The sequence below is a fragment of the Amycolatopsis sp. NPDC114504 genome, from assembly GCF_055633595.1.
This window is the reverse complement of sequence record NZ_JBVKDU010000003.1, coordinates 847,950-862,372: the sequence shown is the minus strand read 5'-3', so window position 1 is coordinate 862,372 and position 14,423 is coordinate 847,950. Positions and strand designations below refer to the sequence as shown.

Genomic DNA, 14,423 nt, shown 5'->3' with positions numbered 1-14,423 from the left:
GTACTACCAGGGGTTGCTGTCGCCGTCGTCCTCGTCCGGCGCGGGCCGGGGACGACGACGGGGCGGGGGTGGCTGAGGCGGCTGCGGGTTCGGTGGCGGGCGGTGCGCGGGCGGCGGGGGCCGGTCGTCGGCCTCCTGCTCCGGCATGAACACGTCGCTCTTGTCCGTGGGCGTTTCCGCTTCGGGTGCCGGCAGGAACTCGTCCAGCAGTTCGCGGGCGGCCGAGTCCTCGCCGACCATGCCGCTGAACGCGTCGGCGACCTGGGCCGAGACCTTCTGCTGGGCCCGGCCGATCAACTGCATCACCAGGCCGGACAACGCTTGCGGGGGCCGTTCGTACGCGCGCGGGCCGAACCGGAGCTCCTGCAGGACGCCGCTCGGGCCGACGGTCACCGAGACCGCCCCGTCCGGCGACTGCACCGAGGCGACGGCGGTGCGCAGCTGTTCTTGCGCCGCCGCGGCTTTCGCCTGGATTTCCTCGAGTTCGACGGTGAACGCGGCCAGCGGGTCGCCGCCGGGGGGCACTGACTGGGTCAATTTGTCCTCGTCGCGAGAGAGGTTGTGAACCCTGCAAGTCAATCAGCGCAGTTTTAACTTCGGATGGCTCGAACGGAGCCGCAGGCTGAACGCGATGCCGACCCCGGGTGCCGAAGGGCCGCTGCACCTGCTGGACGCCGATATCTATACCGGTATAGTTATCGTCATGGTCGAGATCAAATCCGCGACCGAGCTGGCGGCAATGCGCGAAGCCGGGCGAGTGGTCGCCCAGGCGCTGGACGCGGTGAAGGAGACCGCCGCGATCGGCGTCTCCCTGCGCGAGCTCGACGAGGTCGCCGCGCAGGTGATCGGCGGAGCCGGGGCCAAGCCGTCGTTCCTGCACTACCAGCCGTGGTCCGCGCCGACGCCCTATCCCGGGGTCATCTGCGCCAGCGTCAACGACGTCGTCGTGCACGGCATCCCGACGGCGTACCGCATCCAGGACGGCGACCTGGTCAGCATCGACTGCGGCGCCATCCTCGACGGCTGGAACGGCGACGCCGCGATCAGCTTCGTCGTCGGCGACGCCGACCCACTCGACCTCGCGCTGATCGAAGCGACCGAGCGCGCCCTGGCCGCCGGGATCGCCGCGGCCCAGCCGGGCGCGAAGCTCGGCGACATCTCCCACGCGATCGGCACCGCCGGGCGCGCGTCGGGCCACGGCATGCTCGAGGACCACGGCGGCCACGGGATCGGCCGGCGGATGCACGAGGACCCGCACCTGGCGAACGAAGGCCGCGCGGGCCGCGGGATGCGGCTCAAGCCCGGTCTCGCGCTGGCGATCGAGCCGATGCTCACCCGCGGCGGCGACGCCTACCGGTGCGCCGAGGACGGCTGGTCGCTGCTCACCACCGACGGCAGCCGCGCCGCGCACGTCGAACACACCATCGCCATCACCGAAGACGGCCCGCGTGTGCTCACCGTGCGGTAGACAAGGGGAATGGACAACATCGTCATCCGATCGGGTGACTCTGGGGATGCTGACACACTGCTGCGCTTCTTCGACGAGGCCGTCGAATGGCTCGTCGCGCGCGGCAGTTCTAAGCAGTGGGGGACCGAGCCGTGGACCCGCGTCCCGAAGCGCGTCGAGCGCGTCAAGGTGATGGCCGCGGACCCGGGCCTGCGCATCGCGATGGTCGACGGCGAGGCGGCCGGCGCGCTGATCGTCTCCGAGGAGCACGACCCGCACGTGCCGCCGGTTAACGAGCGTGAACTGTACGTCCGGCTGCTGATCACGTCGCGGCGGTTCACCGGGCGGCGCGTCGGCGGGCGCCTCGTCGAATACGCGCTCGACGAGGCGCGGCGGCGCGGCATCGACCTCGTGCGCGTCGACTGCTGGGCCGGCGGCGACGGTGCCTTGCAGCGTTACTACGAGAGCCAGGGCTTCAAGCCGACCGTGCAGTTCCACGTCGAGGAGTGGGTCGGGCAGGTCCTGGAGCAACGCGTGGGGTAGCGCGATCGCGGACCAGGGGTGACACTGTTGACGGGTTGCCAACAGACGAAGGAGTCGCCATGGCCGAGGAGCTCGCGGGCAAGGTCGTCGTCATCACCGGCGGCGGGCAGGGGATCGGCGCGGCGACCGCGTCGGCGCTGTCCCGGCTGGGCGCGCGGGTGGTGATCGGCGACCTCGACCAGGTCCGGGCCGAGAAAACGGCCGGCGAGCTGGACGCGGAAGCGCTGCCGCTGGACGTCACCGACATCCGCGGCTTCACCGAGTTCCTCGACGAGGTCGAGCGCCGCCACGGCCGGATCGACGTCCTGATCAACAACGCCGGGATCATGCCGCTGGCCCGCCTCGAGGACGAGAGCGACGCGACGACCCGGCGTCAGCTGGAGATCAATCTGCACGCCGTCATCCACGGCACCCGCGAAGCGATGAAGCGGATGCGGCCGCGACGGTCCGGGCACATCGTGAACGTCGCGTCGTTCGCGGGCAAGGCGGGTTTCCCGGGTGCGGCGACGTACTGCGCGACCAAGCACGCCGTCGTCGGATTGTCCGAAGCGGTGCACCTGGAGCTGCACGGATCCGGGGTGCACGTCTCGTGCGTGATGCCGGCGATCGTCCGGACGGAGCTCGCGAGCGGACTCGGCGAGGCGAAGTTCTTCAAGTCGTCACGGCCGGAGGACGTGGCCGACGCCATCGTGTCCACGCTGCGCAAGCCCCGGCTCGAGGTCTTCGTGCCCCGCTCGGTGGGCACTATGGGCAAGCTCACCCGGCTGCTGCCCCGGCGGGCCGGCGAAGAGCTCGCCCGCGCGTTGAAAGCGGACCAGCTTTTGGCTTCAGCGGCCCATTCCCCGGCCCGCGCGGACTACGAGGCGCGCGCCGCCGAAAGCGCACCCGGGGCGGGCACGGAGTAACTCGGACGGCCTAGTCACTGTCCGATTTGGACGTGGCCGCTGTTGAGTCCACCGGCCTGACCGGGCAAGATTGGCCGGAAGTGCCCGGGGGACGTCGCAGGAGGCTTTCGAAATGGTTTCACCGCCCGCACGGCTGGCCGCGGCGGCGTCGAACGTGGTCGGCAAGGTGCTGCACGGCGGTGTCGCCGACCTGCGCCCGATGCCGCGGGTGCTGATCGACCAGGGGCCCAACCGCTCGGTGTACCGGATGACGCACAGCAGCCGTCCGGTGTCCGGGCCACCGATCCTGCTGGTGCCGCCGCTGGCCGCGCCGGCGATCTGCTTCGACCTGCGCCGCGGCTGCAGCCTCATCGAGCACCTGGTCGAGGGCGGTCGCAACGCGTACCTCGTCGACTACGGCATGGTCGCCTTCTCGGACCGCCGCCTGGGCATCGAGCACTGGATCGACGAGGTCCTGCCGCGCGCGATCCGCAAGGTGAGCGCCGACAACGGTGGCCAGGCCGTGCACCTGGTGTCGTGGTCGCTGGGCGGGATCTTCTCGTTGCTGGTGAACGCGGACCAGCCGGACCTGCCGATCGCGTCGATCACGGCGATCGGCTCCCCGGTGGACTTCACGGCGATCCCGATCATCGCGCCGTTCCGCCCGCTGGTGGACCTGACGAACGGCCACCTGCTGACCCCGATCTACCGCGCGTTCGGCGGCGCACCGTCCTATTTGGTCAGTCGGGTGTTCCGCGCGACGGGCATCAGCAAGGAGATCACGAAGCCGATCGCGATCCTTTCGCACCTCGACGACCGCGACTACCTCGCGCAGATCGAGGCGGTCGACCACTTCATGGGCAACATGTACGCCTACCCGGGCCGCACGTTCGGCCAGCTGTACCACCGCTTGTTCCGCACGAACGACCTGGCGGAGGGCAAGGTGGACCTCAACGGGCGCATCATCTCGCTGTCCTCGGTCCGGGTCCCGACGCTGGTGGTGGCGGGCGAGAACGACACGATCGCGCCGCGGCCGTCGGTGGAGCGGGTGGTGGAACTGCTGGACAAGGCCCCGGAGGTCCGCTTCAAGACGGCGCCGGGCGGCCACCTCGGCGTCCTGACGGGCCGCAAGGCACGCGGCACGACGTGGCGCTACCTGGACGAGTTCCTCGACGACCAGGCGTCAGCCGACTAGGTCGATCTCGAACGGCTCGGCCGCGCTGTAGCTGACGTCCGCCCAGACCGCGCCGGGCACTTCGTAGCGCCGGTGAGACGTCAGCTTCGGGTCGTGGCCGGGGTTCTGCGCGGGGTTGTGGCCGACGCCCGCGCGATCCGAGCCCCACGCGAAGATGTTCGAAACCCACATCGGCCGCGCGGAGCCGTCGCCGCCCAGCCGCGGCCGGATCACGATCGCCCCGCCGGGACTGCCGGACAGGTAGACGCGGACGCTGTGCTCACCGGCGTCCGGCGGCGTGACGGTGATGCGCTCCAGGATCTCGACGCCGACGGGCCCGGTGCTGGTGGGGTTGGCCGCACGTTCGCGCAGCCAAGCACTGTCGATGCCGACGGGGTCGATCTTGCGGCCGACGGGAACGCAGACGTCCTTGTGCCCGGCATAGCGTTCGACACCGCGGTTCATGTACCGCAGCAGCGCGGCGACGAGCTTCGGGTAGGCGTCGAGCTGCGCGGCCGTCCAGCCACCGGCGCCCGCGGACTCCGCTTCGATGCCGAGGAACTCGTCGTTCACATCGAGGAACCCGAGCCACCGCGACGCACCGGCGTGATAGGCACACCCGGCGGCGACGACGTAGATGGTGCCGCTCCGGCCGAGGCCGAGGTTGCACAGCGGTCCGGCGAGATCGGCGCGGCCGTGCGTGACGATGTCGAGCGAGGGGTAGTCCCCGGGCGCGGAGTCGGCGGTGGCGGTGTGGTGCCCGACAACACCTTCGACGACGCGCATGCCGCCGTGGCCGCGGGTCTGCCACCCGGGGACTTCGACAACGGGATACCCGGTGCTGCGGGCGGCATCGACGAGCCAGGGAACGTACACGGGTCAGCCCTTCAGAGCGTCGTAGGCACCGGCGTCCGCTTCGGTATCGGGCGCATCGCGCGCCGCGATCCGGGCGGCGAGTGCTTCGCGCGCTTCGTCGAGGGTCTTCGGTTGCTGCCGGGTTTTGTCCCAGCCTTCCGCAGCCCATTCTTCGGGCGTCTTGATCGGCGTGGAATCCCCAGGCTCATGGACGACGGTCTCGCTGTGTTCGGTCACGGTCGGCCTCCGGACCGCGAGGGTACCGGAGGCCGACCGCCCCGCGCTCACTTCAGCTCGGCGCTCGACTTCCCGAGAATTCTCCGGGCGACGATGAGCTGCTGAATCTGCTGCGTCCCCTCGAAAATGTCCAGAATTTTGGCGTCCCGGGCCCACTTCTCGAGCAAAGACTCTTCGCCGTAAGCCCCGGTCAGCTCGACGCACTTCAGCGCGATCTCGACGACCGAACGTCCCGCCTTGGCCTTCGCCATCGACGCCTGCAGCGAGTTCGGCTTGCGGTTGTCCGCCATCCACGCCGATTCCAGCGTCAGCAGGTAGGCCGACTCGTAGTCCGCCTCCAGGCGAAGGAACTCCGCCGCTGCCGCGTGCTGCGAGTTCGCCGGGCGGTCGTAGTCGATCACCACGCCCGCCTCGGTGAGAATCCGGCGGGTCTCCTCCAACGCCGCCCGGGCCACGCCGATCGCCATCGCCGCCACCAGCGGACGGGTGTTGTCGAACGTCTGCATGACGCCCGCGAAACCCTTGGCCGTATCGATTTCCGGCGTGCCCAGCAGGTTCTCCGCCGGCACGCGGCAGTTCTCGAAGCGCAGCACCGCCGTGTCCGAAGCGCGGATGCCGAGCTTGTGCTCGACGCGCACCACCTCGAAGCCCGGCGTGCCCTTCTCCACCACGAAGGACTTGATCGCCGCGCGGCCCTTGGACTTGTCCAGCGTCGCCCAGACCACCACCGCGTCCGCGCGCTCGCCCGACGTCACGAAGATCTTCTCGCCGTTGAGGACGTAGTGGTCGCCGTCGAGGCGGGCCGTCGTGCTGACCGCCGCCGAGTCCGAGCCGAACTCGGGCTCGGTGATCGCCATCGCCGCCCACATGCCGGAGAAGCGTTCCAGCTGCTCGTCCGTCGCGACCGAGCCGATCGCCGCGTTGCCGAGGCCCTGGCGCGGCATCGACAGCAGCAGCCCGACGTCACCCCAGCACATCTCGATCGTGCCGAGGACCACGTTCAGGTTGGCGCCGTTGCGGTTGCCCTTTTCCTTGTCGTCGCCGGAGCGTCGCACGCCGGCCGCGCCCGCGCCGCCCTCGCCGGAGGAGTTGAGCCCGTCCAGCAGCGCCGCGAACATGTCCAGCTCGCTGGGGTACGTGTGCTCCGCGCGGTCGTACTTGCGCGAGATCGGCCGGAACACCTCGGCCGCGGCCTGGTACGCCTGGTTGATCAGCGCGCCGGCCTTCTTGGGAGCTTCCAAGTTAATCATCGTTAACGCCTTTCCGAAGCCTAGAGAAGGACGGCGCCTTCCATGACGCCGATGGCGCGCAGGTCCCGGTACCAGCGCTCGACGGGGTGCTCCTTCACGAAGCCGTGCCCGCCGAGCAGCTGCACACCCGCGCTGCCGATCTGCATGCCCTTGTCCACGGCGAGCTTCCGCGCCAGCGCGACTTCGCGGGCGTAGGGCTTGCCCTGCTCGGCCCGCGCCGCCGCGCGCAGCGTCACCAGCCGCAGGCCCTCCAGCTCGATCGCGATGTCGGCGACGGAGAACGCGACCGCCTGCCGGTGGCTGATCGGCTCGCCGAACGCCGTCCGCTCGTTGACGTACGGCACGACGTAGTCGAGGACGGCCTTCGCGGTGCCGGCGGCCAGCGCCGCCCAGCCCAGCCGCGAAAGCCGGACGAGGTCGGTGAAGACGTCGAGCTTGCCGCCGCCGAGCAGTGCGCCCGCGGGCAGGTTCACGCGCTCCAGGTGCAGCTTGCCGGTCGCGGCGCCGCGCAGGCCCATCGCCGGTTCGCCCTCGATGGTCACCCCGACGTTCGACGACTCGACGAGGAACAGTGCCGGGCCGCGGCCTTCGAGGTCGGCCGACACGATGAACAGCTCGGCCTGCGCGGCGCGCGGGACCAGGCTCTTCACGCCGTCGAGCTGGTAGCCCTTCGGCGTGCGGCGCGCCTTCGTCGCGGGCTTGAACGGGTCGTAGAGCGCCTTCTGCTCCTGCAACGCCAGCGCCGCGGCGGGCACATTCTCGCCGACGAACGCGGGCAGGTAGTCGGCCTGCTGCTGCTCGTCGCCCCAGCTGACCAGCGCGGTGCTCACCGCGGACGGCGCGAGCACGGCCACGGCCAGGCCGAGGTCGCCGTGCGCGAGCGCTTCCGCGACGAGCGCGTTGGTGACGACCGAGCGTTCGACGCCGACCCCGCCGAGCTCCTCCGGGATGCCGACCAGGCTGATGCCCAGCTCGGCGGCCCGGGTCAGCAGGCCTTCGGGCGCCTCGAGCTTGGCGTCGGCGTCCGCGGCGGCCGGGCGCAGCTGCTCGGCGGCGAACTCCGTCACGGTTTCGACGATGAGCTGCTGGTCCTCGCTCGGCGTGAGGTCGAACAGTCCGGTGTCGCCGGCCGGCGTGAGCCGGGCGGGCTTGCCCAGCTTCTGCACCGACTTGAACGACCGGGTCGCCGCGCCGGCGGCGCGGAAGCCGGTGCGCGTCCCCGCGGTGACCAGGCCTTCGATGGGCTTGCGCAGCCCCGCCCGATCGACGACCTTGCTCCCGGCCAGCCGGGTCAGCGCGGACAGGCCCCAGCCCATCGCGTCCCGTTTCCTTGGCGCAGCCATGTGGCCCTCCATCCGTTACCTACTCGTGAGTAGGTTAACGCGGGAGTCGCTTCGGCGCCAGTGTGGGCTCACTTACGAGTGAGCCGGGCCGAGATCTCCCACAGCTCCCGGGCGTCGCCGTGGTCCCGGCGTCGCTCGAGCCGGGGCTGCCCGCCGTTCCGGCCACCCGGGCCGACGTAGGCGTTACCCGGAACGTCCTCGGTCGCGGCGAACAGGATGGGCAGCGCGCCGTACTCGGCCTTCTGCTGCGCGATCACCGGGTAGAGCGCCTTCAGCGCCATGGCCTGGACGCCGCTGTAGTTCCGGTCGATCCCGGTCCGCGCGACGCCGGGGTGGGCGGCAACGGCACGGACGCCGCTCCCGGATTCGGTCAGCCGCCGCTGCAGCTCCTGGGTGAACAGCAGGTTCGCCAGCTTCGACTGCGCGTACGCGCCCATCTTCGAGTAGCGGCGGCGCTCCCAGTTCAGGTCGTCGAGACGGAGCCGTCCCATCCGCGACAGTCCGGACGAGACGGTAACGACCCGTCCTGTCAGGTGCGGCCGCAGCAGGGTCGTCAGCAGGAACGGCCCGAAGTGGTTGACGGCCATGTGCGTCTCGAAGCCGTCGGCGGTCTTCCCGTAGGGCACGGCCATGACGCCGGCGTTGTTGACCAGGACGTCGAGGTCGCCGGTCCAGCCGGCGGCGAACGCGCGCACCGAGGCCAGGTCGGCGAGGTCGAGGCGCCGGACCTTGGTGTCGCCCGGCGGCGGCGTGACGCGGGCGGGGTCGCGCACGGCGAGGACGACCCGGTGACCCCGGGCGGCGAGCTCGCGGGCGGTGAGGGCGCCGAGGCCACCGCCGGCGCCGGTGATGAGGTAGGTGGTCATGGCTTCAGCGTCGCCGCGCTCGCGGCGACCCGGCAGAGTGCGCCGATCGGGGGATCGGCGATCCCTGGGTGTGCGCGGCCCGGACGTCGATAATCGATCGCGTGAACCGTGCCGAGCTCGCCGACTTCCTGCGCCGCCGCCGCGAGGCTTTGCGCCCCGAGGACGTCGGGCTGCCGCTCGGGCAGCGCCGCCGCACGTCCGGGCTGCGCCGCGAGGAGGTCGCGACGCTCTCGGGGATGTCCACCGACTACTACACGCGGCTGGAGCAGCGGCGCGGACCGCGGCCTTCGGAGCAGATGCTGGCCGCGATCGCCCGCGGCCTGCGGCTCACTCTGGACGAGCGCGACCACCTGTTCCGGCTGGCCGGGCACACGGCGCCGTCCCGGGTGTCGCGCGCGGACCACGTCAGCCCGGCGCTGATGCGCGTGCTGGACCGGCTGCACGACACTCCCGCGCAGGTGATGTCGAACCTCGGCGAGACGCTGGTGCAGAACCGGCCGGCCCAGGCGCTGCTCGGCGACGAGACCGGCCACACCGGGCCCGCGCGCAGCGCCGCCTACCGGTGGTTCACCGACCCCGCGGAGCAGCTGCTCTACCCGCCCGCGGACCGCACGCGCCACGCCCGGTTCCTGGTGGCGACGCTGCGGGCGTCGTCGGGCACCGATCCCCGGGCCGCGGAGCTGGCGCGGTTGCTGCTGGCGAAGAGCGCGGAGTTCGCGAAGCTGTGGGAGGCGCACGAGGTCTCGGTGCCGTTCGAACGGCGCAAGACGATCGTGCACCCGGGTCTCGGCGAGATCGCGCTCGACTGCCAGCTGCTCTTCACCGACGACCTCGCGCAGCTGCTGCTGGTCTTCACCGCGACGCCCGGCACCGAGGACGCGGAGAAGCTGCAGCTGCTCTCGGTCGTCGGCCCGGAGCTGTTATGAGTGCTCGGTGTGCACCTGCCGCCGCCATTCGGCGAACCGGAGGCGTTCGAAGCCGATGAGCCCGAGCACGAGCCCGGCGACGACCAGGAGCAGCACGGCCGCGGGCACGTGCTCCAGCAACGGCGTCGCCGCGACCAGCAGGACACCCAGGGTCAGACGTTGGACGTTCCAGCTGCCGAGGTTGCGCTTGCGCAGGGCGCTCAGCGCGATCAGGTAGAGCGCGAGGCCGCCGGTCAGCGCCCAGATCGGCACGCCGTGCAGCGCTTCGCCGGGTGTGTGGTGTTCGGTGTCGGCGATGTAGAGGAAGGCCTTCTTCAGGCCGAGGGCGACGAGCACGATCCCGGCGATCAGCGGCAGGTGCAGGAAGGTGTAGGAGTCGGTGGCGAGCTTCGTGCGCTCGGTGCCGGTCGCCTGGGTCAGCCGGTGCTCGGAGACGCGCGCGACGACGTCGAAGTACGTCCACCACATCCCGGCGGCCAGCGCGAGCCCGCACACGGCGGCCCCGGTGACCAGCCACGACATCGGCAGCGCCCCGATCCCGATGCCGATCGCGACGATCGACTCCCCGAGCGCGATGATCACGATCAGCCCGAACCGCTCGGCGAAGTGCGCGGGCGAGTTCAGCCGCCACCCATCGGGTCCGGCGAGGTAGACGTTGAGGTAGTCGGCCAGCAGCGCGACGACCCACAGTCCCAGCTGCCACGGCCCGCTCAGCGCGGTGCTGACGGCGAGCAGCACGACACTCGGCAGCAGCCCGACGAACATCCGCAGCAGGACCTTGCGCAACCCGGGATCATGCCGCGCGGCGCCGAGGTAGGCGACGAGGTGCAGCAGCCGCACGAGCGCGTAACAGGCGACGAAGAGCGCCGGAGCGAACAGCCCGCCGGGGAAGTCGACGAAGGCCTCGGGGATGGTGAGCGAGACGAGGAACATCACGGTCATCGCCCCGAACATGGCCAGCCGAGCGATCCCGTGGTCGACGTGGATGGTGGTCCCGAGCCAGGCATAGGAGCACCAGCACCACCACAGGACGGCGAGCATGACGATCCCCTGCCCGACGCCCATGGGGCTCAGGTGGTCGGCCATCAGCTGGGTGGTCTGGGTGATGGCGTAGACGAAGACCAGGTCGAAGAAGAGCTCGATGGTGGAGACGCGGTGGTCCTCATCCGCGCTAACCAGGTGCAGGCGTCTCGTGGGCACGCCGAATTATGGACGAAACAAGGACAAGGAGGACCGCTTTCCCGGTGACGCTGTGCGCGAACATGGCCGACGGTGCACGCGTCTGGGACAATGACCGAGGGACGTGGGGAGGTGGGTCGTGCATTCCTATGCGGCCGCGCTGCACCGGACGATCATGGCCGTCGACATCGCCGGGTACAACAACCCGAGCCGTACTCTGGCCCACTTGCGCGAAGTCCATGAAGGCCTCTGGCGGGTCCTGCGCACGACATTCGCCGATACGGGCATCCCGTGGGACTCGTGCTTCGTGGAGAACACCGGCGACGGCGCGATGATCCTGCTCCCTCCGGACATCGCGAAGGCGGACCTCGTCGCGCAGTTCCCGGCGCGGATGCGCGACGAACTGCGCCGCTACAACCATGTGCACGCGGAGGAGGCCCAGGTCCAGCTTCGCCTGGCTCTTCACGCGGGTGAGGTGGCGGAGGGCAGCCACGGACGGATCAGCAAGGCTGTGAGCTTCACGTTCCGCATCCTCGACGCTCCTGAGGCCAAGGCGGCTCAGAAGGAGGCGAAAGCCGATCTGGTGTTGATCACTTCGGACTTGCTCTACCAGGACGTCGTCGTCCAGGACGCGGCCGCCGATCCGGGGGCGTTCCGCCGGATCCCGGTGAAGGTCAAGCCGGGCGAGAACGCCGCGTGGGCGTGGCTGCGCGTGTTCGGCAGGGTGAACGGCGTGGTGGTCGCCTTGCCGAAGGTGACCACGCGAGTGGCGTTCCCCGCGTTGATCGATGCGTTGCTCGCGGTGCCCTGCGTGCGCAAACCCGAAAGCCGGCGTCTGCTGCTGGAACTGTTCCCCCGTCGGGAGATCGCCGACGTCGTGCCGTATCACGCCGAGGACCGCCTCCACGTCATCGCCATGGCGCGGACGTGCCAGCGGTTCGACGGAGGGTTGCTCGACCTGCTCGGCGCCATTCGCGAAATCGAGCCGGAATCACCGCAGGTGGCGGCGGTGGCTGTGATCATCGACGGCTGGCCGGACGAACGGGCGCTCTGACGCTTGTCCAGTTTTTGCCACTTTTCCGGACGGGCCCGATCGGTAAGCTCACGATTCCCGGGCCTTGCATGAGCCCTGGTGGAGGTGGTCCAGCACGTGTCGGCCGGTGAACGGGTGTACGGACCCGGACGCGAGTTCCGTTCTTGGCCGGGCACAACGATCGCGGTCCGGGAAGCGATCGTTAATGTGCTGGCGGCAGCCAGTCTGGCCGTCGATCCCGCCGGCCGGGCGCTTTTGCGTGAGCTGATCCACGACAATCTCGGTTTCCCACTGACAATTCCGGAGCAGGTGACCGGGCGCGATCACGTGATCGAAGTCGTCAACGCCTGCGCGAAGGCCGACGGCGGGATGACCGCTCTGGCCGACGCGGTCCGGATGATGCGCCCGGATTCGCCGGAGTCGGAGCAGATTCGCCGACTGGTACACCAACCGCGCATGCATGACCTCCTGCCCGAATCGGAACTGCTGTGGCTGCGGTCGATGCTGTCCGGTCTCGTTCCGCCACGGCTGTCGGCGTCGGTCCGTCGTGCGGCCGGGCCGGGAGAGCCGCCGTCCGACGTCCGCGACGCGTGGGACGCTTTCTGTGCTCTGTCGGATTTCAACTCCCCGGCGAGCGGGTTGCCGCCTGCGCTCGCGTTCGTCGAGTTCGTCGCGGCGAAATGTGCTCAGGGCCTGGCCAGCGAACTGCGGGCCTGGAACGCACTGCAGGCACGGCGCATTCAGGCTGAAGCGGGCTTGCGCGAACTCCGGGCGGAAACGCGGGCGGATCCGTCGGACCCGCCGCGGCTGCACCTGATGATCGTCGTCCAGCCGGACGGCATCGACCCCGGACGGCACCTCGTTTCCTACTGGCGCCAAGACGATCCCGAAGAATGGCCACCGGCCCGCGGCGGTCTCGACACGGTGCCCGGTGACGAACTCGAACGCCACGTGGACACCCTCGTCGTCGAAGCCGAACGGGCCTGGGCGGAGTATCGCGGCGAAGTAGCCCTGGAGTTCGTCCTGCCGCGGTCGTTGCTCCACCTCCCGGTGCACCTGTGGTGCAAGGAACACGAAACCGGTGACCCTCGGCCATTGTTCCTCGACTACCCGATCGTCGTACGTTCACTGGAACGGATGCGATCGCCGCAATGGCATCGGGCATGGCGAATGCGCTGGGAAGCGATGATGGCCGATCCATCGGCTGAACGGGTGTATTTCTGCGCTGAAGAAGACACCGATGAGCGGCACCGGCTCGACGCGATACTCAGTGGAGATCAATGGGTCCTCATGGTTCTCGCGGCGGCTCCGACACTTCGGCCGCGACCGGGTGAGGACGCACTCGCCGCAGGATTGCGATCCGGGCTTCCGGCACTACTATGGCACCCCGAGGCTTCGCTGGATCTCTTGCGAGAGGTGGTCACGTGGCTCGTCAACGGCGGTGGTCTCGGCGATCTTCCGGCCCGGGTGCAGAAATCCCGATGTGCCGCTTTCCGCGAAATGACCATTCCGGTGGATCTGCGCGTCGTCCGGAATCTGGTCATCCTCTGGGACGATCCGGCACGCCTTGTATTCCTCGACACCCCGCCGTTCCGGCCAGGTCCACCACCAGGGAGCGCCGATGAGCGAGGCCGGGCTTCCTGACGAGGTGCCGCAATGGTGGATCTACCGCGGTACGGCGGATCCCGCGCCCGAGCGGGCGGACCTGCTCCCGCCTCCGCCGCCGTGGCGGGTGTTCGACGGTGGTCCTCTCCTCGATGACGTCCCGGTGCCACCCGATGACGGCGAAATGAAGCGCCGGCTCGGTGCGGCCGGTGCGGAATCGGTGCCACGGGCCGACGTTCACGAGCTCGACATGGTCAACGCGGCGCTCTACCTGCGCCGTCCGTTGCTCGTCACCGGGCGGCCTGGCAGCGGGAAGTCCAGCCTGGCGTTCCGGATCGCCCGGGAACTCGGGTTGGGCCGGGTGCTCCAGTGGCCGATCACTTCGCACACCACAGTTAAGACCGGGCAGTACGGCTACGACGCCATCGGCCGCGCCCAGGCTGCGGGTGCGTGGGCAGTGGCCGCGGGGAGCCGGGCCGGCGAACCGGCCGAACCGCCGATCGGCGACTTCGTCCGGCTGGGTGAGCTCGGCACCGCGTTCCTGCCCCGCCGGCGTCCCCGGGTGTTGTTGATCGATGAGCTGGACAAGTCCGAAGCCGACCTGCCGAACGACTTGCTGAGTCTTTTCGAGGACGGCGAGTTCGAGATCCCCGAGCTGGTCAGGATGGCCCGCCGCACGCGGGAGGTCGAGGTGTTCACCGCCGATCCCGACTCCACGGCGGAGATCGTCGGTGGTCGGGTCCGGTGCCACGCGTTCCCCATCGTCGTGATCACCAGCAACGGTGAGCGGGACTTTCCGCCCGCCTTCCTACGCCGCTGCCTGCGCTACGAGACCAAGGACCCGGACGTCGCCCAGCTCGCCGCGATGGTCGCTGCGCACCTGCTCGATCCGGCCGACTCGCACCGTTCGCGGATCATCGAAGAGTTCGTCCGCCGCAGTGAGGCGTTCGGGGGACTGCCGGTCGACAAGCTGCTCGAAGCCGTCTACCTGGCCACTGCGGGAGCCTACCGAGTGGACGACGCTTCCTGGCCGAGGCTGGTCGACGCGCTGTGGCGGCAACTGAGCTCCCTGGCTTCTTGA

15 protein-coding genes are annotated in these 14,423 nt (G+C 70.0%); 8 read left to right on the top strand and 7 right to left on the bottom strand.

The window, feature by feature from the left end; all coding sequences use genetic code 11:
* Positions 1 to 3: 3 nt before the first annotated feature.
* Positions 4 to 537, bottom strand: coding sequence for a YbaB/EbfC family nucleoid-associated protein (locus tag ACZ7PG_RS25495; protein WP_470241587.1), 534 nt, complete (start codon positions 535 to 537; stop codon positions 4 to 6).
* A gap of 166 nt (positions 538 to 703) precedes the next feature.
* Between ACZ7PG_RS25495 and map the strand changes: the two genes are divergently transcribed.
* The 4 genes from map (at position 704) to ACZ7PG_RS25475 (ending at position 4,069) form a co-directional block, all read left to right on the top strand.
* Positions 704 to 1,468: a type I methionyl aminopeptidase gene (gene map / locus ACZ7PG_RS25490; RefSeq protein ID WP_470241586.1), complete on the top strand. Its 765-nt coding sequence runs from the start codon at positions 704 to 706 to the stop codon at positions 1,466 to 1,468.
* Positions 1,469 to 1,477: 9 nt separating this feature from the next.
* A complete protein-coding gene (locus ACZ7PG_RS25485) occupies positions 1,478 to 1,990 on the top strand; it encodes a GNAT family N-acetyltransferase (RefSeq protein WP_470241585.1) in 513 nt (170 codons plus the stop codon).
* A gap of 59 nt (positions 1,991 to 2,049) precedes the next feature.
* Positions 2,050 to 2,895, top strand: a complete 846-nt coding sequence (locus ACZ7PG_RS25480; RefSeq protein WP_470241584.1) for an SDR family oxidoreductase — start codon at positions 2,050 to 2,052, stop codon at positions 2,893 to 2,895.
* Between the two features lie 112 nt (positions 2,896 to 3,007).
* Positions 3,008 to 4,069 carry an alpha/beta fold hydrolase gene (locus ACZ7PG_RS25475; RefSeq protein ID WP_470241583.1) on the top strand — a complete coding sequence of 354 codons (1,062 nt, stop codon included), beginning with the start codon at positions 3,008 to 3,010 and terminating at the stop codon, positions 4,067 to 4,069.
* Here the strand turns inward: ACZ7PG_RS25475 and ACZ7PG_RS25470 are convergent.
* From ACZ7PG_RS25470 to ACZ7PG_RS25450, 5 genes are all read right to left on the bottom strand, one after another.
* Complete coding sequence (locus ACZ7PG_RS25470; protein ID WP_470241582.1) at positions 4,058 to 4,924, bottom strand: peptidoglycan recognition protein family protein; 867 nt, start codon at positions 4,922 to 4,924, stop codon at positions 4,058 to 4,060. The genes ACZ7PG_RS25475 and ACZ7PG_RS25470 overlap by 12 nt on opposite strands.
* Before the next feature lie 3 nt (positions 4,925 to 4,927).
* Positions 4,928 to 5,140, bottom strand: a complete 213-nt coding sequence (locus ACZ7PG_RS25465; protein WP_470241581.1) for a hypothetical protein — start codon at positions 5,138 to 5,140, stop codon at positions 4,928 to 4,930.
* A 47-nt stretch (positions 5,141 to 5,187) separates the two neighbouring features.
* Positions 5,188 to 6,390, bottom strand: coding sequence for an acyl-CoA dehydrogenase family protein (locus tag ACZ7PG_RS25460; protein ID WP_470241580.1), 1,203 nt, complete (start codon positions 6,388 to 6,390; stop codon positions 5,188 to 5,190).
* Positions 6,391 to 6,410: 20 nt separating this feature from the next.
* A complete protein-coding gene (locus tag ACZ7PG_RS25455) occupies positions 6,411 to 7,706 on the bottom strand; it encodes an acyl-CoA dehydrogenase family protein (RefSeq protein ID WP_470242407.1) in 1,296 nt (431 codons plus the stop codon).
* Positions 7,707 to 7,801: 95 nt separating this feature from the next.
* The gene (locus tag ACZ7PG_RS25450; RefSeq protein ID WP_470241579.1) at positions 7,802 to 8,599 is read right to left on the bottom strand and encodes an SDR family NAD(P)-dependent oxidoreductase; all 798 of its coding nucleotides are present in this window, start codon (positions 8,597 to 8,599) and stop codon (positions 7,802 to 7,804) included.
* A gap of 101 nt (positions 8,600 to 8,700) precedes the next feature.
* Between ACZ7PG_RS25450 and ACZ7PG_RS25445 the strand changes: the two genes are divergently transcribed.
* On the top strand, positions 8,701 to 9,525 hold the full coding sequence (locus ACZ7PG_RS25445; RefSeq protein ID WP_470241578.1) for a helix-turn-helix transcriptional regulator: 825 nt from the start codon (positions 8,701 to 8,703) through the stop codon (positions 9,523 to 9,525).
* Here ACZ7PG_RS25445 and ACZ7PG_RS25440 read toward each other — a convergent pair.
* A complete protein-coding gene (locus tag ACZ7PG_RS25440) occupies positions 9,520 to 10,725 on the bottom strand; it encodes a low temperature requirement protein A (protein ID WP_470241577.1) in 1,206 nt (401 codons plus the stop codon). The two genes, ACZ7PG_RS25445 and ACZ7PG_RS25440, sit on opposite strands and share 6 nt — an antisense overlap.
* Before the next feature lie 118 nt (positions 10,726 to 10,843).
* On the opposite strand from ACZ7PG_RS25440, the gene ACZ7PG_RS25435 reads away from it, so the two are divergent.
* The 3 genes from ACZ7PG_RS25435 (at position 10,844) to ACZ7PG_RS25425 (ending at position 14,423) form a co-directional block, all read left to right on the top strand.
* Positions 10,844 to 11,758 carry an effector-associated domain 2-containing protein gene (locus ACZ7PG_RS25435; RefSeq protein WP_470241576.1) on the top strand — a complete coding sequence of 305 codons (915 nt, stop codon included), beginning with the start codon at positions 10,844 to 10,846 and terminating at the stop codon, positions 11,756 to 11,758.
* 78 nt (positions 11,759 to 11,836) lie between these two features.
* Complete coding sequence (locus tag ACZ7PG_RS25430) at positions 11,837 to 13,381, top strand: VMAP-C domain-containing protein (protein ID WP_470241575.1); 1,545 nt, start codon at positions 11,837 to 11,839, stop codon at positions 13,379 to 13,381.
* Positions 13,359 to 14,423: an AAA family ATPase gene (locus ACZ7PG_RS25425; RefSeq protein WP_470241574.1), complete on the top strand. Its 1,065-nt coding sequence runs from the start codon at positions 13,359 to 13,361 to the stop codon at positions 14,421 to 14,423. The genes ACZ7PG_RS25430 and ACZ7PG_RS25425 overlap by 23 nt, the downstream gene beginning before the upstream one ends.